Here is a 20,847-nt window from a genome sequence, read left to right as displayed (position 1 = left end):
TTCCCGACGAGTAAGGTCGCCGCCGGCTATGGATAATCGCAACCGCAGACTGGATATCGTGCTGGCGCTTGGCATTGCGGCGACGATCGTCCTGCCGTGGTACCGGATCGAGAAGGGGTTTTACTCCTTCTCGTGGCTGCCCGATTTCCCGCGCAAGGAAACGGTCGCTCCGGGCATATTGCAGATAGCCACGTATGGTCGCTGGTGGCTGCTGGCGGTGCTGCTTGCGCTCGGCGCGGCACTTGCCGCCCGTTTCATAACCGATCCGATGCGCCGCGGAGCATTGCTGGCCGCCGCAGGCGGCTTAGGTGTTCTGTTCCTTGCCCTACAGGGACTTGCCATCACCGCGACCGGCTGGACCTGGACGATCGGCGAAACGCTTTTTGGCCAACTTGCAACCGGCCAGTCTTCGATGGGGGCGGGAGCGGTTCTCACTTCAATATGCTTCGTTCTGATATTCGCCTTCGGACTTGCCGAGCGTGGTGTGATGCGCGGCGACGCCTTCGTCGTCGCGACCATTTCCATGCTGATCTTTCTGGTCGCCGTTTTCGTGTTCTACCCGATCGGCAGCATGTTCATCGGCGCCTTTCAGGATTTCGACGGCTCGGTGAATTTCGACGGCTTCAATCGCAACATCATGGATTCGTCGATCTGGAGCCTCGATTGCGTGGTCGGCGGCGCGCGCTGCGGGGTCGCCTGGCGCACGCTTTTGCTGGCGATCATGACCGCTGCCGGCTCGACCACTCTTGGCCTCGCATTCGCACTGGTCGCGACCCGCACCCGCTTTCCGTTCAAGAAGGGCCTGCGGCTTCTCACGGTTCTGCCGATCATCACACCGCCCTTCGTTATCGGATTGGCACTCACCCTTCTGTTCGGCCGCGCCGGTGTCGTCACCCAGAGCCTGTCGTTGCTGTTTGGCGTCGAGCCAAGCCGCTGGCTTTATGGCCTGACTGGTATCTGGATCGCGCAGGTCCTTTCTTTCACACCGATTTCCTTCCTGGTGCTGATCGGCGTCGTCGAAGGCGTCAGCCCATCAATGGAGGAAGCCTCGCAGACGCTGCGCGCCGACCGCTGGCGCACCTTCTGGAAAGTGTCGCTGCCGCTGATGACACCCGGCCTCGCCAACGCCTTCCTGATCGGTTTTATCGAAAGCATGGCGGATTTCGGCAATCCGCTGGTGCTCGGCGGCAGCCATGGCGTGCTGTCGACGGAAATCTTCTTCGCCGTCGTCGGCTCGCAGAACGATCCGGCCCGCGCCGCCGTTCTCGCCATGATCCTGCTTTGCTTCACGCTCTCGGCTTTCCTCGCCCAGCGGCTCTGGCTTTCCGGCAAGAATTTCGCGACGGTCACCGGCAAAGGTGACAGCGGTGCACATATCGCCCTGCCCCGCTCGCTATCGATCGGCGTGCATGCGATCGTCATTCCCTGGATGATCTTCACGCTCGTCGTTTACGGCATGATCATCTTCGGCGGCTTCGTGAAGACCTGGGGCCTCGACAACACGCTGACGCTCGCCCATTACGCCAAGGCCTTCTCCATCACTCTACGGGATGGCTCGATCGCCTGGACCGGCGTTGCCTGGAATTCGTTCTGGACGACGATGGAAATCGCACTGATCTCGGCACCGCTGACGGCGGCAGTCGGGCTCGCCACGGCCTATGTCATCGTCCGCCAGAAGTTCGCTGGCCGGGAATTGTTCGAATTCGCACTGATGATGAGCTTCGCCATCCCCGGCACGGTCATCGGCATCAGCTACATCATGGCGTTCAACCTGCCGCCGCTGGAAATGACCGGCACCGCACTGGTCCTCGTCGCCTGCTTCGTGTTCCGCAATATGCCGGTCGGCGTGCGCGGCGGCATCGCCGCCATGAGCCAGCTCGACCGCAGCCTCGACGAGGCCTCGATGACACTGCGGGCCAACAGTTTCCGCACCATCCGCAAGGTCATCCTGCCCTTGCTCAGGCCGGCAATCACCGCCGCGCTCGTCTACTCCTTCGTGCGCGCCATTACCTCAATCAGCGCCGTCGTCTTCCTCGTCAGCGCTCAATACAACATGGCAACCTCCTATATCGTCGGCCTCGTCGAAAACGGCGAGTTCGGCGTGGCGATCGCCTATTCCTCCATGCTGATCGTCGTGATGATCACCGTCATCCTCGGCTTCCAGCTTCTCGTCGGCGAGCGGCGCCTGCGGCGTGAAAACCGCATCTCGGCCACCCGCGTCCGCATTTCGACATCCATTCAGCAGGAGAAAACCGCATGAACAGAGCCCCTGCCGGATCCGTCGTCTTTCAGAATGTCCGCAAGACCTTCGGCGCCTTCACGGCGATCCACGACCTGTCGCTGACCGTCGAGCCGGGCACGCTGGTGACGCTGCTCGGCCCCTCCGGCTGCGGCAAGACGACGACGCTACGCATGCTGGCCGGACTGGAACATCCGACCTCCGGCCGCATCCTGATCGGCGGCAAGGACGTGACCATGCTGCCGGCCAACGAGCGCGATGTCTCGATGGTGTTCCAATCCTACGCACTGTTTCCGCACATGACCTCGCTCGACAATGTCGCCTACGGGCTGGAGTCTTCCGGCCTGAACAAGAAGGAAGCGCGGCAGAAGGCCGAACACGGGCTCGAACTCGTCGGCCTTGCAGGCATGGGCAAGCGGCTGCCGGCCGAGCTCTCCGGCGGCCAGCAGCAGCGTGTTGCAGTCGCCCGCGCGCTGGTGCTCGAACCGCAGGTTCTGCTGCTCGACGAACCGCTGTCGAACCTCGACGCCCGCCTTCGCCGCCGCGTCCGCACTGAGATCCGCGAACTCCAGCAGCGCCTGCAGTTCACCGCCGTCTATGTGACCCACGACCAGGACGAAGCTTTGGCCGTTTCCGACAAGATCATCGTGATGAAGGATGGCGAGATCGCCCAGGCCGGCAGCCCGCGTGAACTCTATGAGGCACCGGCTTCGACCTTCATTGCCGACTTCATCGGCGAGGCGAATGTCGTGTCCTGCGAGATCATCGACATCTCCGGAGCGAATGCGACGGTCAGCATCGAGGGATTGCAGCATGTCGTGCCGGCACGGGGCGCCAAAACAGGCCGCGGCAAGCTCGCCGTGCGACCGAGCGCGATCACCGTGGAGCCGGCCGAAAATGCCGCCTTTTCCGGGCGGATCAGCCATGCGGCCTATCTCGGTGACCATATCGAATACGAGGCGGAAACGAGCGGCGGGACCCTTTTTATCGTGGACCCGTCGGTCGACCGCCCCCTCGCCCCCGGCACGCAGGTCGCCATCGGCCTGAAGAACCGGGGCATCGCCATCATCGCGGAATGACCGCGGAAATATGACCGACAGGGACAATGGTGTCATGAACATACACGAACGCGAAATCAGGGAGCGCCACGCGCTGGCCGAAGAGATCGCTCAGACCGCCGGCAAGGTCGCTTTCGACTACTTCACCCAGCGCGAAACTCTGGTGATCGAAACCAAGGGTGATCCGCAAGACGTCGTCTCGATCGCCGATCGTGAGGTGGAAAACCTCATTCGCGGCAAGGTCTCCGACGCCTTTGCCGAAGACGGCTTTCTCGGTGAGGAATACGGCCTCGTTTCCGGCACGTCGGGCTATACCTGGGTAGTCGACCCGATCGACGGGACCAGCCCCTTCGTCAACGGCATGCCGAACTGGTGCGTCTCGATTGCGGTTCTGCACAACAAGGTGCCGGTCGTCGGCGTCATCTATGTGCCCTGCCTCGGCGAGACCTATTCCGCCTCCGCCGGTCAGGGTGCGACGCTCAATGGCAAGCCGCTCTCCCTCGATCCGAAAAGGACGATCCGCAACGCGCTGACCGGCATCGGTGCCAACCACCACGTCACGCCCGCTTCAGTCGGCAAGATCGTTTCCGACCTGCTCGAAGGCGGCGGTAATTTCGTGCGACTCGGCTCCGGTGCCCTTATGCTCGCTTACGTCGCGGCCGGCCGGCTGGTCGGCTACTACGAACCCTATATGCACGCCTGGGATTGCCTCGGCGGCTATTGCATCGTCAAGGAAGCCGGCGGCTGGTATCTGCCCTTCCCGACCGAGGGCGAGCGCTTGACTAAAGGCGCCCCCGTTCTAGCCGCCGGTCCGGGCGCGATCGAAGACCTGCAACGCATCGCCGGCATCGCTTCGGGAGACATCGCCGCCGCGTGATTTCAAATCCGGCCGCGGCGTTCGTGGGATCGGCGCGGCCACATCAAGGGGATCGGAGGATCCCTGTTCGTTTCATGGGAAAGGGAGGAAAACATCCATGAAGACCATTCTCACTTCGGCATTTGCCGCAACAACTTCGCTGCTGCTGGCTTCCAGCGCCATGGCCGCCACGGAAATCCAGTGGTGGCATGCCATGACCGGCGCCAATAACGAGGTCGTCGAGCAGCTGGCCAAAGAATTCAACGAAAGCCAGAAGGATTACAAAATCCTCCCGGTCTTCAAGGGCAGCTATCCGGAAACGCTGAATGCCGGCATCGCCGCTTTCCGCGCCAAGCAGCCGCCGGCTATCATCCAGGTGTTCGACGCGGGCAGCGGCGTGATGATGGGCGCACAGGGTGCCATCGTGCCGGTCGCCGACGTTCTCACCAAGGGCGGCTTCAAGTTCGACAAGTCGCAATACCTGCCGGGCATCGTCGCCTATTATTCGAAGCCGGACGGCACGATGCTGTCCTTCCCCTACAACTCCTCGTCGCCGATCCTCTATTATAACAAGGATATCTTCCAGAAGGCTGGCCTCGATGCCGCCAACCCGCCGAAGACCTGGCCTCAGGTGTTCGAGGCCGCAAAGAAGATCAAGACCAGCGGCGCTGCACCCTGCGGCTTCACGTCGACCTGGCTCACCTGGATCCAGACCGAAAACCTTGCCGCCTGGAACAATGTTTCCTACGGCAGCAATGAAAACGGTCTCGGCGGCGTCGATGTGAAGCTCGCCTTTAACTCCGACTTCTTTGTCAAGCATTTCCAGTCGATCGCCGATCTTGCCAAGGACGGCACGTTCCGTTACGGCGGCCGCACCTCGGAAGCCAAGCAGCTCTTCACCTCGGCCGAATGCGGCATTCTGACGGAATCCTCTGGCGGTCTCGGCGACATCATCAAGACCGGCATGAACTACGGTATCGGTCAGCTTCCCTACTACGAAGGCGAAGGCCGTCCGCAGAACACCATTCCGGGCGGCGCCAGCCTCTGGGTCTTCGCCGGCAAGAGCGATGCGGAATACAAGGGCACCGCGGAGTTCTTCAACTTCCTGTCGCAGACCAAGATCCAGGCCCGCCTGCATCAGGTTTCCGGCTACCTGCCGGTGACCATGGCAGCCTATGACGAGACCAAGAAGTCCGACTTTTATCCGAAGAACCCAGGCCGCGAGACGCCGATCCAGCAGATGATGGGCAAGCCGCCGACAGCCAATTCCAAGGGCGTCCGCCTCGTCAACCTGCCGCAGGTCCGCGACATCATGAACGAGGAGTTCGAGTCGATGCTGGCCGGCAAGCAGGATGCCAAGACGGCGCTCAACAAGGCCGTCGAACGCGGCAACGCCGCTATCCAGCAGGCAATCGGCAAGTAAGCACCGCAGACGGCTCGCGTCTCTGCAACGCGAGCCGTCTTCTTCGCATCCAAACGGAGCCTGCCCGTGCAAAGCGTCGTCTTTCCGAACAAGATCCTTCCCTATTTCCTGGTCCTGCCGCAGATCATCCTGACGGTGGTGTTCTTCTTCTGGCCGGCAAGCCAGGCGCTCTATCAATCCGCCATGCGGGAAGACCCGTTCGGGCTGCAAAGCACGTTCGTCGGGTTCGCCAATTTCTCGGCGATCTTCTCGAACGGCGAATATCTACATTCGCTGCAGGTGACGGTGGTCTTCAGCGTCGCGACCGCACTGCTTTCCATGGGCGTTGCATTGTTGCTCGCCACCGCCGCCGATCTCGTGGTGCGCGGCAAGGGCTTTTACCGCACGATGATGATCATTCCCTATGCCGTGGCGCCCGCCGTCGCCGGCATGTTGTGGCTGTTCATGTTCAACCCCGCCATGGGCACACTCGCCTATCTCCTGCGGCGCAACGGCATCGCCTGGGATCCGGTTCTGGACGGCAATCAGGCCATGGCGCTCGTCGTGGTCGCGGCCGCCTGGAAACAGATTTCCTACAATTTCCTGTTCTTCGTCGCCGGCTTGCAGGCGATCCCGAAATCGCTGCTGGAAGCCGCCGCCATCGATGGCGCCCGCGGCGCGCGGCGGTTCTGGACGATCATCTTCCCGCTTCTGGCGCCAACGACCTTCTTCCTGCTGGTGGTCAACACCGTCTACGCCTTCTTCGACACGTTCGGCATCATCCACGCTGTCACCCATGGCGGGCCCGCGAAGGCAACAGAAACACTGGTCTACAAGGTCTATAATGACGGGTTCGTGAACCTGAACCTTGGCTCGTCGGCGGCGCAATCGGTGGTGCTGATGGTGATCGTTATCGCACTCACGGCTTTCCAGTTCCGCTTCGTCGAGCGGCGCGTGCATTACGGTTGAGGTGTCAGAATGATCGAAAACCGCCCCATCGCAACCTTCATGGCGCATCTGATGCTGATCATCGGCATCATCATCGTCGCCTTCCCGATCTATTATACGTTCATCGCCTCGTCGGCGACGTCGAACGCCATCCTGCGTCCGCCGCTGTCGCTCCTGCCCGGCGGGCATCTGGTCGAAAACTACAGTGAAGCAATCACCGTCGGTGTCGAGCGCGTCGTCGGCGTCAGCCTGGAACGACTGCTGTTCAACAGTTTCGTGGTGGCGGTCGCCATCGCCGTCGGCAAGATCATTATCTCGTTCCTGTCCGCCTTCGCGATCGTCTTCTTCCGTTTTCCGTTCCGCATGGGCTTCTTCTGGATGATTTTCGTCACCCTGATGCTGCCGGTGGAAGTGCGTATCCTGCCGACCTACAAGGTCATCGTCGATCTCGGTCTGCTCAACACCTATGCTGGCCTGACCCTGCCGCTGATGGCATCTGCGACGGCGACCTTCCTGTTCCGGCAGTTCTTCCTGACGATCCCGGGCGAGATGGTCGAGGCGGCGCGCATCGACAATGCCGGGCCGTTCCGCTTCATGCGCGATATCCTGCTGCCGTTGTCGACGACGAATATCGCTGCCCTGTTCGTCATTCTGTTCATCTACGGCTGGACGCAATATCTCTGGCCGCTGCTCGTGACCGATCGGGCCGAGATGAACACGATCATCATCGGTCTGCGCCGCATGGTGGATTTTGCCGACGCATCGACCCCCTGGAACTACGTCATGGTCACCGCGATCCTGGCGATCATTCCCCCGGTCATCGTCGTGGTGCTGATGCAGCGCTGGTTTGTCAAAGGTTTGGTGGAGACTGAAAAGTAATGGCGAGGATAGAACTCAAGGACGTCCGCAAGGTCTATGGCGGTGGCGTCGACACCATCAAGGGCGTATCGCTCGATATCGCCGACGGAGAAATGATCGTTCTGGTCGGCCCATCCGGCTGCGGCAAGTCCACGCTGCTGCGCATGGTGGCAGGCCTCGAAAGCATCACCGCCGGCGACATTATGATCGGCGACAAGCTGGTTAACGGGCTGGAACCGGCGGAACGCGACATTGCCATGGTCTTCCAGAACTATGCGCTCTACCCCCACATGACGGTGCGCCAGAACCTCGCCTACGGCCTGAAGAACCGCAACACGCCGAAGGAGGAGATCGACCGGCGCATCACGGAAGCGGCACGTGCACTTGAAATCGAGCCCTTCCTCGAGCGCAAACCACGGCAGCTTTCCGGCGGCCAGCGCCAGCGTGTCGCCATGGGCCGCGCGATCGTGCGCAAGCCGGCGGCCTTCCTGTTCGACGAGCCGCTCTCTAACCTCGACGCCAAACTGCGCGTCCAGATGCGCGTCGAGATCCGCCGCCTGCAGCGTTCGCTGGCCACGACATCGATCTATGTCACCCATGACCAGATGGAGGCGATGACGCTGGCCGACCGGCTGGTGGTGCTGAATGCCGGCCGTATCGAACAGGTCGGCACGCCGATCGAGCTTTACGAAAAGCCGGCGACCACGTTCGTCGCCACCTTCATCGGCTCGCCTTCGATGAACCTGATGAAGCTCGGAAACGGGGCGGGCTGGACCGCTGCAAACGATGCGGGATTGCCGGCCAATGCCGTGACGATAGGCATCCGTCCAGAGGATATCGCCATCGCCGGTAGCGGTGTTTCAGGTCCGATGACAGCGGAAGTGACTGTCGCCGCTGTCGAACTCGTCGGCGCCGAGAGCTATGTCCATGGCACGACAACGGACAGCCAGACGATCGTCTTCCGCGTGCCGGGCCGCTCGCATATCCAGATCGACGAGAAGATGACGCTGACCGCCGACCGCAGGAATTTCCACCTTTTCGACAAGGATGGACAGCGGATTTGAGCAATGTGGAAAGAGGTCTTCGACCGCTCGAAGACCTCTTTCCTCACGCGACCGGAATCGGCATTGGTTTTGCGAAGTGGCAGGCCGCGAGGTGCTCCTGCTCCGTCTCGGCGAGCTTCGGCCGTTCCACCCTGCAGATGTCCTGTGCGATGGGACAGCGTGTGTGGAAACTGCAGCCTTTCGGCACGTTTGCAGGGTTTGGCACATCGCCCTTGAGGATGATGCGCGCCCGGCGTGTTTCCGGATCGGGTTCGGGGACGGCGGAGAGCAGCGCCTGGGTATAGGGATGGCTTGGCGCGTTGTAGATGCGCGCCTTGGGACCGATCTCGACGATGCGGCCGAGATACATGACGGCGACACGATCGGCGATATGGCGCACGACGGACAGGTCGTGGGCGATGAACAGGTAGGAAAAGCCGCGACTCTGCTGCAGGTCCTGCATCAGGTTGACGATCTGCGCCTGGACCGAGACGTCGAGTGCGGAGACCGGTTCGTCGGCGACGATGAACTGCGGATTGACCGAGATCGCCCTTGCGATGCCGATGCGCTGCCGCTGGCCGCCGGAGAACTGGCGCGGATAGCGGTCCATGAAGGTCGGCGACAACCCGACTTGGCTCAGGAGTTCCGCCACCCGCTCGCGCCTTTGGCGGGAGGATTGGACCATGCCGAACACTTCAAGCGGCTCGGAGATGATCTGCGAGATCGACCTTCGGGGACTGAGCGAGCCGTAGGGATCCTGGAAGATCATCTGCATTTTTGCGCGCATGTTGCGCATGTCGCCGGTCGAAAGCTCCATCAACTTCGTGCCGTCGACGGTCACCTCGCCCTCGCTTGCCTCGATCAGCCGCAGGAGCAGCCGGCCGAGCGTCGACTTGCCGCAACCGGATTCACCCACCAGCGCCAGCGTCTCGCCGCGTCGCACGGTAAAACTTGCCCCGTCCACCGCGCGCACCGCCGAGCCGGAAGACCCGAACATGCGGTTCTCGGAAAACGTCTTGCCGAGACCTTCGACCGTGATGAAGTCGTCGCCTATCTGTTTATCGATCTGCTTACTGGCTGCTTTGCCGGCTTGCGGAGTGATCCGTTCGTTGATCATGCGGTCGCTCCCTCATTGATCCCCAAGGATGCTGCCGCAGCCGCCCCGGCTGTAACCCAGCAGGCCGCACGCTGGCTTTTGCTGACGGCAAACATCGGCGGCATCTCCTCGGCGCATCTGCCGATCCTGTCGGGACAGCGGGCGACGAAGGGACAGCCCTTTTTGACGGTGCCCGCCAAGGGCACGGAACCGGGGATCTGGTAGAGCCGCGTGCGTTCGTCGTTCAGCCGCGGGATCGATTGCAGCAGGCCGCGGGTATAGGGATGGCTCGGAGTGCGGAAGATCGACTTGACGTCGGCCTCCTCCACCACCCGCCCGGCATACATGACCACCACCCGCTCGCAGACATCGGCGATGACGCCGAGATCGTGGGAGATCAGCAGGATCGAGGTGTTCAACGTGCGGCGCACCTTGTGCATCAGTTCCAGCACCTGCGCCTGGATCGTCACGTCGAGCGCCGTCGTCGGTTCGTCGGCAATCAGAAGCTTCGGATTGCAGGCGACCGCCATGGCGATCATCACCCGCTGGCGCATGCCGCCGGAGAACTGGTGCGGATAGGCGCCGAGGCGTCCTTCCGGATTGGGAATGCCGACCAGCTTCAACAGTTCGACGATCCGCTCGCGACGCTGTTCCCGGCTCATCTTCTCGTGCAGCTTGATCGCCTCGCCGATCTGGTCGCCGATGGTCATCACAGGATTGAGCGAGCTCATCGGCTCCTGGAAGATCATCGCGATGTCACGGCCGCGGATATCCGGCAGGCGCGACTTCTGCAGTTCCAGAAGATTGGTGCCTTCGAACTCGACGCGTCCTTCGACAATGCGGCCGGGCGGGCTGGGGATGAGGCCCATGACGGCGAGTGAGGTGATCGACTTGCCGGAGCCGGATTCGCCGACGATGCCGACCGAACCGCCCGCATCGACCTCGAAGCTGACGCCGTTGACCACCCGGATCGGTGAGGCTTTCGGGCCGAACTCCACCGAGAGTTTTTCGACCTTCAGCAATGGCCTGATTGCGGCAGCGGTTGGCTGGGCATGTACGAGCACTGGGGCTTCCGTCATTCGGCGGTCTCCGGATCGAGCACGTCGCGCACCGCATCCCCGAAGAGATTGAAGGACAGCACCACGCAGGTGATGGCAAAGCCGGCGGCGATGATCGGCCAGGGGGAGCCGAACAGGTTGTTCAAGCCGTCACGGATGATATTGCCCCAACTCGGGTTCGGCGCCCGGGTGCCGATGCCGAGGAAGCTCAGCGAGGCTTCGAGACGGATGGCCGAGGCGACCCAGAGCGTCATCAGCACGACGATCGGGGCGGCGATGTTCGGGATGATATGCCGGATGATGATGGTCGGGGTACGAAGCCCGACCGCCACCGCGGCTTCCACATAGGGCTCCTGCTTGACGGCCAGCGTCGAGGCGCGGGCGACGCGGGCAAAGCCGGGGATGAAGGCGACGGTGATGACGGCGATGATGTTCCAGAAGGCGCCGCCGAGCACGGCGGCGATCATGATCGCCAAAAGCAGTTCCGGGAAGGCGAGCAGCAGGTCGATCAGCCGCGAGATCACCCGATCCACCGCCCCGCCGAAGTAACCGGCCGTCACCCCCAGCGCCGTCCCGAAGATTGCCGCCAGTGCCGGCGAGATCAGGCCGAACAGCAGCGAGTTGCGCGACCCGTGGATCATCCGCGACAGCACATCCCGGCCGAACTGGTCGGTACCGAGCCAATGGGCCGCTGACGGCGGCTTGTTGATCGACAGGAAACTCTGCGCCAGCGGATCGTAGGGCGAGATCCACGGGGCGAGCACCGCCACGACGATGAAGATCAGCATGACGGCGAGCGCAAACACGGTCGACTTGCGGCCGAAGATCATGTGCATCAGCGCGGCGCGGAACCCGGGCTCTGGTGCGATCGTGTTGTCGACATCGGGCGAGAGCGAAGAGGGCTGGATCACGGTGCTCATTCACTTCACCCGGATACGTGGATCGACGACGATATAGACCAGGTCCATCAAAAGGTTGATCAGCACCACCAACAGCGCCAGGACGACAACGCCTCCTTGAATGACGCCATAATCACGCTCGGTCATCGACTGGATGAGCATGCGGCCGATGCCGGGGCGGTTGAAAACGAGCTCGATGGCGACCGAGCCGGATAACGTCGCCAGAAGACTCAAACCCAGTCCGGTGGTCAGCGGCAGAAGCGCATTGCGCAGGCCATGTCGATAGATGACGCGAGGCTCGCGGGCACCCTTGGCGCGGGCGGTGCGGATATAGTCCCGGCCGAGAACTTCAAGCAGTGACGTACGGGTCAATCTGCCGATAAAAGCAGCCTTGACCAGCGCCAAAGTCACCGCCGGCAGAATGATATGATGGACACGATCGAGAAAACCGTCACCGGCGCCGTTGATTGGAAACCAGCCGAGATTCAAAGCGAAGACGATCAGGAAAAGCGCCCCGAGATAGAAATCCGGGATTGCATAGCCCACGAGCGAAAAAATCCGCACGCCGGTATCCGGCAGCTTGTCGCGGTTGACGGCAGCCATCACGCCAAGCGGAATGCCGACAACAACGCCGATGATCATAGCCGCGATCGTCAGTTCGATCGTGTAGGGCAGATTGCGTGCAATAAGGCTCAAGACCGGCGTGCCGTTCATGTAGGACTTGCCGAAATCCAGCGACAGAGTGCCGTAGAGGAAATTGAAATATTGCTGCCAGAGGGGCACATCGAGGCCCATCTTGGCGCGGAAATCCGCAAGCTGTTCCGGAAGGGCGGCGTCGCCAAGTGCGGCGATCGCCGGATCCCCCGGAAGAATGCGCATCGCGATGAACACGAGCGTCAGCACCAGCCAGATGGTCGGTATGGCATCGGCAAGCCGAAGGAGCATATATCTGGTCATGGCCTGTCACTCGTGTTCTTCATGCGCAAAACTCAGGCCGTCTTGGTAGCGCGGTGGAAGCGCCAGCGCGCATAACCGCTCTTGACCGGATAGCCGAGGTTGACGCGCTTGTTGCGCGCCACAGTGAAGGCCAGCGTCGAGAGACCGATCAACGGCAGATCGCGCAGGACCTGCAGCTCGATCTTCTGGCAGGCATCCAGATAGGTCTTGTAATCGGTCGCCTGCAGCGCCTGGTCGAGCAGCGGATCGATGCCGGGAATAGTGGTGCCGTAATGGCTGTAGTTACCACCGCCCTTGCCGTCCGACTTGACCTCCGATTTCGACGATAGCTGCTGGAAATAGAGCTGCGTCGGGATCGGCGGATAGCTCGACGAATGCATGGCGAGAGTATTCTTGTCGCTGCGATTGTCCGCATGATAGGCCGTATGGTCGCCGATCTTGAGGTTCATCCGCAGGCCGACGGCGCGCAGCTGTTCCTGCACGATCAGCATGGTCGAGGAATAGTCTTCGCGCTGGCTGCAATTGCTGTCAAAATCGAGACCGTTCGGGAAGCCCGCTTCGGCGAGAAGCGCTTTGGCCTTGGCCGGATCGTATTTGTACTGAAGCCCCGCCGGCAGAGCCTCGGTCTTGAAACCGGCCGGGAAGAAGTCCGGCTGCAGGCCGGCCATGAACCCGCCCATCGGCTTCAGCGCATTCGCTACCGCATGGCGGTCGATCGCATACATCACCGCCTGACGCACTTTGATATTGTCGAAGGGCTTGCGGTTGAGGTTGATGTGCAGCGTGTTGAACGAACCCGGCTGCGTCATGTCGAACTGCAGGGTCGGATCGCGCTGCAACATGGAATCGACCCAGCCCGGCGCACGCACTGCTTCAATCATGTCGACATTGCCGGAGAGCAACGCCAGCGTGCGGGCCGTCGTATCGGCAATGAAGACACATTCGACGGAAGCGATCTTCGCCTTGGTGCCCCAATAACCTTCGTGGCGTTTCATCGCCTCGCCCCATTGCGGGTCGAAACGGGTGAGTTCGTAAGGACCGGTGCCGACCGCATCGGTCATGAACTTTTCGGCGCCGATCTTGTCGAAGGCCTTCTTCGAGACGATCGCCGTATTGTTCGAGAAGATCGTCGTGCCGAGCAGGTTGACGTCCGGCGTCTTCAGCGTGATCTCGACCTCGTAAGGTCCCTTGGCGACCACATCCGCGACATTGGACATGATGGTCTTGTTGGTGCCGTCGGCAATCGCGCGCTTGTAGGAGAACACGACGTCTTCCGACGTCATCTCGCCATAACCCTTGTGGAACTGCACGCCCTGGCGGAGCTTGAAATTCCAGGTCTTGGCATCCGAAGACGACTTCCATTCGGTCGCGAGCGTCGGCACGTATTTGTCCGGCGTCGTGGCGAAGTCACCGTCTTCCGGGCGTACGAGCTGTTCGTACATCTGCTCGGTCGCCCAGTTGTCCGACCCCTGCGTGGTGAAGTTCGGGTCGCTGGTGCGCGGACCGTTGGCGGCGATGCCGATACGGATGACATCCGCCGACTGGGCATTTGCGGTGCGGATGCCGACGGCGCTCAGCGCCGTGGCGGCCGCGGCCAATTCCAGGAATTCACGTCTCTTCAAGCTCATCGTTTCCTCCCAAAAACAAGTTTGCCAAGGCAAGTCGGCTGCGTCAGTTCTTCCGCTTGTCCAATTCTGCATCGAGTATCGTCAGGCCGAGGCCCGGACCGCTCGGTACCGTGAACTTGCCGTTCGACGGTTTCGGCGCGTTGGCGAATGCGACATGCATGCGCACCGACGGATCGGCGAATTCGGCGGGTTTCGTCAGGTGCATGATGGTGGCGAGCACATGCAGGTTGGCAGTATGCGCGATCGTCGGCTGCGTCTGGTGCGGCACCAGTTCAACGCCATGGGCGTAGCAGATCGCGGCACATTGCATGAGGCCGGTAATGCCGCCCATCTTGACGATATCCGGCTGGACCATCCGCACGCCGGCATTGATCATGTCGACCAGCGCCTGGGTCGTATAGGTCTGCTCTGCGGCGGAAACCGTGATGTCGAGCCGCTGCGCCACCTCGCCCATGCCGCGCACGTTATAGTGCTGCACCGGCTCTTCGAACCAGATGTAGCCGAGGTCTTCCAGAGCCCGGCCGACACGGATCGCACCGCCGACCGAATATTGATTGTTGGCATCGAAGGCGAGCGGGAAATCGTCGCCGACCAGCTTGCGAACGGCCTTCGCCTTGGCGATATCGCCCGGAATGTCATAGTCCTGACGGGTGCGGTCGCCATCCCAGCGGATCTTGATCGCCGCCGGCGTCTCGGACTTCCAGCGCGCCTCGACGACACGCACCGTTTCATCCACCGTGCGATTGGCATTGCCGCCGATCGAGGCATAGAACGGCACTTCCGTGCGCCACGCTCCACCCAGCAGCTTGTAGACCGGCTGATTGAAATATTTGCCCTTGATGTCCCAGAGCGCGATATCGAGTGCGGCCAAAGCGCCGGTCACCGCGCCTTCAGGCCCGAGCTTGACGTATTTGTGCATCAGCTTGTCGTAGAGCATCGCGTGATCGAGCGCGTCGGCGCCGATCAACGAGGGCGCAAAGTCGCGCACGACCCCCAATGAATGTTCGCCGCCCATCATCGGCGACGCCTCGCCATGGCCGACGATACCGTCCACCGTCGTCACCCGCACGAATGCGGTACGCCGACCCGGCGGCTCATTGTGTTCCCAGCAGACCTGAAATGCTTCGATGGATTTGATCGTTGTCGGCGTGGCCACTGCACATCCTCAATAAGAAAAAGCAAAACGGGCCGGCCCGAAGGGGCCGGTGCAACTGATCTGAGAAACCAGACGAGACCTGATCCCGGGCGGTTCCGATGCATAACTGTTTGTGCTGAACGTCGCGCGGCCCTCCCAGACCGCCCGATTAACGTGACCGGCTTGGCCGTCACCGTTCCTCCATATCATCAGCATTGCGCAAATTGCATCCGTATGCAAGCGGCACCTTCGAAATTTATCAGAGATGTCGCGGTTCGAATGATCATGCAGCTGGCGTTTCATAGGCATAGATCTGCGTCCTGAAGAACCGGGCGACAGGCGTGCTGTCCGCCAGCATGAATTCTTCGCTTTCGAGGTAATATTTGCCCTTGCGAAGATAGGCCCCGGCAACCTTCCCGATCGTCGCGAGCCGCTGACCCGGACGCACCTGCGCGAAATGCTGCGTCTCCACATCCGTCAACACCATCGGCGACGGAAAGCGGAAGCTGTTGTGGGTATCGCCCATGGCAAGCCGCATCAGGCAGCCGGAATGGACGACGCTCTCTCGGATATAGAAGTCCTCGCTCTCCCAGAAAGCCCGCAGCGACGCCTTGAATTCCTCATCTGTGATGATGCGGTTCGCGGTGGTAAGCGGCATGCCGAGATGCCGTTCGCCGGCTTTAATCTCCGGCGGCGCGTCCGGCCTGGGAACCACCGAGAACGCTGAAAGATCGGGTAGGTCGGCGATCCCATCCGGCATGCCGATCCAGCCTGTCGCCACTTCCTCGCCGTCCTCGTTGACGACCGAGACTTCGGCACGGCGCATTAGCGCATCGCCTTGAAGCGGTCCGGCGCGCAATGTCAGGCGGTCACCGTTATAGACCGGCCTGCGAAACTGCGTGCCCATGCCGCCACGCATGGTCCAATCCTCGCCCCAGGCCTGTAGTGCCAAGCGGCTGATATGGCCATAAATGAAGGCACCCGGGATGAGTGCCGCCTTGTAACCACGGGCACGCGCGACCGCATCCTCGTGGATCGAACCCTTGTAGCGAGGGTCGTCATCAAGCCGGATATCGATGACAAGTTCGCGCGGAAAGGTGGGGGTGGAAATGTTCTGGTTCATGATCAGCCATCCGGGAAAGGCACGGTTGCCATCGCCTCGCTTGCCGAGACACGTTCGATCTCAGCGGCCGGCATGGCAAGAATGTTTTCAAGCACATGCCGGTTGTCGCCGCCGAATTGTGGCGCGGCACGACGCTGGCTGCCGGGCGTGCGGCTCAAATGGATAGGCAGGCTGGGGTGACGGTGCCGGCCAGCATCCGGGTGCTCCAGTTCGGTGAAGAAACCGCGATGGGCGAGATAGGTGCTGGCCGCGACATCCGCAGCATTGGCAACGGGTGCGGCAGCAACACCCGCGGCCTGCAGCAGGTTTGCCATCTCGTGTTTGTCTCGCGTTTCGGTCCAGGCGGAGAGCATCGCGGTGAGTTCCGCCTCGTTGCGCTTGCGGTCCGCGAGGTTCGCGAAACGGGGATCGGCCGCGAGTTCAGGTTTGCCGATCGCGGTACAGAGCCTCGCCCATTGCTCCTCGTTTTCCGCCGCGATGGCGACCCATTGATCCTCGCCCTTCGCCGGAAAGGCATCGTGGGGCGACATATGCGGAACACGGTTGCCGTCCGGCGCCGGATCGATGCCGGTCTCGGCGGCCAGCAGCAGCTCTGCGCCGATGAACTGCATCGCCGCTTCCACCTGCGGCACCTCGACATATTGGCCCTCGCCCGTCCGGTCGCGGTGATAAAGCGCCGTCAGGATAGCCGCAGCGGCATTGAAGCCGCCAATCGGGTCGAGATAGGAAGGACCACTGTTTTCCGGCTGGCCATCCGGATAGGCCATCATGGCCGACATGCCGGTCGCCATTTCCATCGTCGGCCCCAGCGCGGCGTAACCGGACATTGGACCGCTGCCGCCGAATGCCGGCAGTTCCGCAACGATGATATCCGGTTTGATGGCCGTCAGGCTGTCGTAGTCGAGCCCGAGCTTGGCAAGCGTGCCGGGGCGGAAATTGCAGATCAAGACATCCGCCACCTCGACCAGGCGGCGCAGCGTGCGGCGCCCTTCCTCGGTCTTCAGATTCAGGATGCAGGAGAGCTTGTTGACGTTCTGGGAGTTGAACAGGAAGGAGCGATCGAAAGGCCTTGTTCCTGCGTCGCCGCCCGGAAAATTGACCGGATTGGGCCGCTCCTTGTTGAGCCGCCAGGAGTTCACGCGGTTGGGCGATTCCACATGGATCGATTGCGCGCCGAAATAGGCGAGCACTCTGCCGGACATCGGCCCCGCCCAGGCGGTGGTGATCTCGATCACCCGAAGCCCTTCCAGCGGAAGCCGTGCCGGCACTTTTGCGGAGGCCTGTTTCTCTGCTCGCTGGACAGGGGCGGCATCCATCGCAGCGTTCAATGCCGGCGCACCGCCCTTTACCTTGCGCGGTGTCCGGCTCATGCGGAACGGCATGCCCAGGATCAGCCGGCCATCTGCCTGCTCCCAATAGTTCCGGCCGTTGAGATGGCCGTTGTGAATCTGTTCGGAGGGCCGATAGGCCTTGGCGGCGATAATCTGCGCCTTCTGCAATCTCTCGACCAGATTCTCCGCCGACCAATCGGCGGTTTTGACTTTTTCCTGGATGATCTCGTAGAGCTTGTCCCAGTTCGCGCGGCGGATCATCGGCTCTACGAAACGCGGATCGGCCTCCAGTTCCGGCAGTTCAAGCGCAGTGCAGACGGCGTGCCACCGATGGTTATAGATCCAGATGCAGACCCAGCCGTCGTGGCACCTGACCTGGCCGGCGGGAATGGTCTGGTCCCGTCGCGTGTGGATCGAGCCATTGTAGATGTGGCGCATCGCATAAGGAAAACACATGGCCGCCGCGGTCTCGGCGGAGTCCACGGTCACGACCTGACCCAGACCGCTTGAATGCCGCTCATGCAGGGCGGAAAGAATGCCGATATAGGCCGCCTGACCTGCCGCGAAGGAAGCCCGGTCGCCGACGCCGTAAAGCGGCTCCCGGCCATAGGCGCCATTGTTGTTCATCATGCCGGAAAGGGCCTGCAGCACAATTTCCGGCGAGCGCCAGCCCTTGAGCGGACCGTCCTGCCCAAAGGCGCTGATCGCCGCCGCGATGCAGGCCGGATTGAGTTCCCCCACCCGCTGCGGATCGTGCCCTTCCGGCAAAAGCGCGATATCGGCTGCGGCGAGCAAATGATCGAGCGCTTCCCGGCCCGCGTCATCCGCTTGGTCGATTGCCAGCGAGCTCTTCCCGGTATTGAGATGCCAGAACCGCAGCGAAAGGTCGGGATCCTTAACGGAAAACGGCGGCATACGGCGCAATGGCGATCCACCCGGCGGCTCGACCAATGTCACGTCCGCACCGAAATCCGCCAGCAGCCGCGCGCAGAACTGTCCTGCCAGACTGTCCGAAAAATCAACGACCCGCAGGCCGCCCAACGCCGTGGGCATCCTCGCCTCCAACACAGAAATTTCTGCCGGGTCTCCTCCCCGTCGCAAGCAAGGTAGCGCGCATTGCATACGGATGCAAGATTGGCATTTGCATCATTTCGTCGTATTGAAGGAAGGCTGATTAACAGCTAGGGAAGAGCCCGCAGCGGTTGCACGCCGCAAGAGCTACGAAACGAGGGGGCAGGCTTGGCGAAAAACGGGACGATCGTGGAAAAGCGCAAGCCGATGACGGCGCGCGAGCTTGCCCGCATGATCGGCGTCAGCCAGTCGGCCGTTTCCCGTGCCTTTACACCCGGCGCGAGTATCGCGCCGGACCTGCGGGAGAAGATCCTGCGTTTCGCCGAGGATGTCGACTACCATCCGAATGCCATTGCCAGCATGTTGTCGAAAAGCCGAACCAACATCGTCGGTATCGTCATTTCCGATATGCAGAACCCGTTCTATCCGGCGCTGATCGAAAAGCTTTCCCGCGCCCTGCAGCGCGTCGGGCTGCAGAGCCTGCTCTTCAACATCACTCGCGGCGCCAATCTCGAAGAGCAGCTATCGGCGCTGCGACGTTACAATGTCGATGCGGTCATCATCGTTTCGGCGACTATCCTTTCAGGCCAGACATTGCGCTGGGCAACGGAGGATCGCGCCGCGATCCTGATCAACCGCGTCGCCGAGGATGCCGAACTGAACTGCGTGATCTGCGACAATGCGGAAGGCGCACGCGCGATTGCCGACCATTTTCATGAAACCGGCCGGCGTCGCGTCGCCTATGTCGCCGGCCTTTCACATACGACCACCAATCGCGAGCGACAGAACGCCTTCATCACTCGACTTGCCGAGCACGGAATGACGCTGTCAGCCCTCATCGACAGCGGCGAATACAGCTATTATGCGGGACGGAATGCGGCGCTCGGCCTGCTTGAGCGCGGCGGCACGGATGCGATCTTCTTCGCCAACGACATTCTCGCCGCAGGCGGCATCGATGCATTGCGCGAAGCCGGCGCCCGCGTGCCGGAAGACATCGCCATTGCGGGTTTCGACGACATCAGCATGGCCGGATGGCCGCATTACGGCCTGACCACCTTCCGTCAGCCGGTCGATACAATCGTCGACGTCGCCATCACCATGATCGAGGACGGATCATGCGCGCCAGGGCAGACGCCGGGCATCCGGCGCATCTCCGGCGAATTGATCAAACGAAGCTCGACTGTCGGGCCGGACGCGACCTGAACAATCAGCCGAGCCCGTGAGTGCGCGGATAGGCGTTTACCGCCGGCGAAACCCAGCCCTTGAGCGATGCCGGATCGGGGCGGAACACCTCGACCTTCAGCGGGTAGCATGCGGAAGTATCGCTCGAATGGGTCGCGCCGCAATCGCCGCCGGGGCAGGCGGAAAGCGCGCCGAGGAGATCGATTTCCGAGAAAAATTCGATGAAATCGCCGGGCCGGACCGGGCTGGCCTTCATGAAATACTGATGCGTATCCTGCGAGAAACCGGTGCACATGAAGACGTTCAGCACGTCATGCACATGCGGCTCCGCTTCGCGAACAGAAATGTTCCTGGCAGATGCCAGTGCCCGCGTAAGGTTAGAATGGCAGCAATGGTGGTAGTCATCGCCGTTGAGCAGCCGGTTGGTATAGGGGTCGCAACGCGTGCCGATAACGTCGTGCACGCCGGCGCCATCCGCATCCCAGCCGTACCAGCCGAGCGTATCATGGGTGATCGTCGCCATCGGCCGCAGCGTCGGCAGCGTGCTCCACAACCGGTCGCCGACACCGACATGGGTGGCGTGCAGTGCCCGCGTCTTGCCGCTGAAGAAGCGTTCGGAAAGATCGTCGACATTCCAGAGATTGAGGTCGCCGACCTGCGCGCCCTCGACGCTGACAATGCGGAAGAAATGTCCCTTCGGCGCTTTGAAGGCACGAGCATCGCGCGGCGGGACGATAACCTCGTCAATCTTGGTCATGCCATCACGTGCAGCTTCCAGCATCGGCATGTCGGCAGGCGGAAGCGTACCGTTCGGATAGACCACGACCGCCGGCTTGCCGCGTCTTTCGTCTGCATCGGCGGGCGCAGGCATGGACGGCATCTTCGGCATTCAGGTCTCCAATTCGGCATCGCGGTTTTGCGGCACGAAGCAGTTCGAGGCTAAGCTGGGGGCACTATGCGGGA

Annotated in this window: 17 protein-coding genes; 8 read left to right on the top strand and 9 right to left on the bottom strand. The window is 61.8% G+C overall.

Translation table 11 applies throughout. The features are described from left to right. Positions 1-28: 28 nt before the first annotated feature. From KX729_RS13005 to KX729_RS12975, 7 genes are all read left to right on the top strand, one after another. Positions 29-2,260: an ABC transporter permease gene (locus tag KX729_RS13005; RefSeq protein ID WP_219742887.1), complete on the top strand. Its 2,232-nt coding sequence runs from the start codon at positions 29-31 to the stop codon at positions 2,258-2,260. Continuing rightward, positions 2,257-3,318, top strand: coding sequence for an ABC transporter ATP-binding protein (locus KX729_RS13000; protein ID WP_219742886.1), 1,062 nt, complete (start codon positions 2,257-2,259; stop codon positions 3,316-3,318). The genes KX729_RS13005 and KX729_RS13000 overlap by 4 nt, the downstream gene beginning before the upstream one ends. 34 nt (positions 3,319-3,352) lie before the next feature. After that, on the top strand, positions 3,353-4,174 hold the full coding sequence (locus KX729_RS12995) for an inositol monophosphatase family protein (protein WP_219742885.1): 822 nt from the start codon (positions 3,353-3,355) through the stop codon (positions 4,172-4,174). Positions 4,175-4,271: 97 nt separating this feature from the next. Then, positions 4,272-5,576, top strand: coding sequence for a sn-glycerol-3-phosphate ABC transporter substrate-binding protein UgpB (gene ugpB, locus KX729_RS12990; RefSeq protein ID WP_219742884.1), 1,305 nt, complete (start codon positions 4,272-4,274; stop codon positions 5,574-5,576). A gap of 66 nt (positions 5,577-5,642) precedes the next feature. Next, positions 5,643-6,524 carry a sn-glycerol-3-phosphate ABC transporter permease UgpA gene (gene ugpA, locus KX729_RS12985; protein WP_219742883.1) on the top strand — a complete coding sequence of 294 codons (882 nt, stop codon included), beginning with the start codon at positions 5,643-5,645 and terminating at the stop codon, positions 6,522-6,524. Between the two features lie 9 nt (positions 6,525-6,533). Continuing rightward, positions 6,534-7,382, top strand: coding sequence for a sn-glycerol-3-phosphate ABC transporter permease UgpE (ugpE, locus tag KX729_RS12980; protein ID WP_219742882.1), 849 nt, complete (start codon positions 6,534-6,536; stop codon positions 7,380-7,382). Further along, positions 7,382-8,425: a sn-glycerol-3-phosphate import ATP-binding protein UgpC gene (locus KX729_RS12975; protein ID WP_219742881.1), complete on the top strand. Its 1,044-nt coding sequence runs from the start codon at positions 7,382-7,384 to the stop codon at positions 8,423-8,425. The genes ugpE and KX729_RS12975 overlap by 1 nt, the downstream gene beginning before the upstream one ends. A 43-nt stretch (positions 8,426-8,468) precedes the next feature. Here the strand turns inward: KX729_RS12975 and KX729_RS12970 are convergent, their stop codons facing one another. The 8 genes from KX729_RS12970 to KX729_RS12935 form a co-directional block, all read right to left on the bottom strand. Further along, positions 8,469-9,458 carry an ABC transporter ATP-binding protein gene (locus KX729_RS12970; RefSeq protein WP_446692520.1) on the bottom strand — a complete coding sequence of 330 codons (990 nt, stop codon included), beginning with the start codon at positions 9,456-9,458 and terminating at the stop codon, positions 8,469-8,471. A gap of 59 nt (positions 9,459-9,517) precedes the next feature. Then, the gene (locus KX729_RS12965) at positions 9,518-10,579 is read right to left on the bottom strand and encodes an ABC transporter ATP-binding protein (RefSeq protein WP_219742879.1); all 1,062 of its coding nucleotides are present in this window, start codon (positions 10,577-10,579) and stop codon (positions 9,518-9,520) included. Then, complete coding sequence (locus KX729_RS12960) at positions 10,576-11,478, bottom strand: ABC transporter permease (protein WP_219742878.1); 903 nt, start codon at positions 11,476-11,478, stop codon at positions 10,576-10,578. Before KX729_RS12960 ends, KX729_RS12965 begins: the two co-directional genes overlap by 4 nt. Beyond that, positions 11,479-12,414, bottom strand: a complete 936-nt coding sequence (locus KX729_RS12955) for an ABC transporter permease (protein WP_219742877.1) — start codon at positions 12,412-12,414, stop codon at positions 11,479-11,481. Positions 12,415-12,446: 32 nt separating this feature from the next. Further along, positions 12,447-14,042, bottom strand: a complete 1,596-nt coding sequence (locus KX729_RS12950) for an ABC transporter substrate-binding protein (RefSeq protein ID WP_219742876.1) — start codon at positions 14,040-14,042, stop codon at positions 12,447-12,449. A gap of 43 nt (positions 14,043-14,085) precedes the next feature. Beyond that, entirely contained in the window at positions 14,086-15,198 is a 1,113-nt protein-coding gene (locus tag KX729_RS12945; protein ID WP_219742875.1) for a mandelate racemase/muconate lactonizing enzyme family protein, read from the bottom strand. A 262-nt stretch (positions 15,199-15,460) separates the two neighbouring features. Continuing rightward, positions 15,461-16,300, bottom strand: a complete 840-nt coding sequence (locus KX729_RS12940; RefSeq protein WP_219742874.1) for a MaoC family dehydratase — start codon at positions 16,298-16,300, stop codon at positions 15,461-15,463. 2 nt (positions 16,301-16,302) lie between these two features. Beyond that, positions 16,303-18,684 (bottom strand): CaiB/BaiF CoA transferase family protein, encoded by a 2,382-nt coding sequence (locus KX729_RS12935; protein WP_219742873.1) that lies wholly within the window; start codon positions 18,682-18,684, stop codon positions 16,303-16,305. Positions 18,685-18,870: 186 nt separating this feature from the next. On the opposite strand from KX729_RS12935, the gene KX729_RS12930 reads away from it, so the two are divergent. After that, on the top strand, positions 18,871-19,905 hold the full coding sequence (locus KX729_RS12930; protein ID WP_219742872.1) for a LacI family DNA-binding transcriptional regulator: 1,035 nt from the start codon (positions 18,871-18,873) through the stop codon (positions 19,903-19,905). Positions 19,906-19,909: 4 nt separating this feature from the next. On the opposite strand, the gene KX729_RS12925 is transcribed toward KX729_RS12930, so the two are convergent. Next, entirely contained in the window at positions 19,910-20,764 is an 855-nt protein-coding gene (locus KX729_RS12925; RefSeq protein ID WP_376775963.1) for an urea carboxylase-associated family protein, read from the bottom strand. Positions 20,765-20,847: the final 83 nt, after the last annotated feature.

Origin of the sequence: Neorhizobium populisoli (genome assembly GCF_019430945.1) — a bacterium.
Lineage (GTDB): Bacteria > Pseudomonadota > Alphaproteobacteria > Rhizobiales > Rhizobiaceae > Neorhizobium > Neorhizobium populisoli.
The sequence above is the reverse complement of the archived record's forward strand: the minus strand, read 5'-3'. Positions and strand labels throughout refer to the sequence as shown.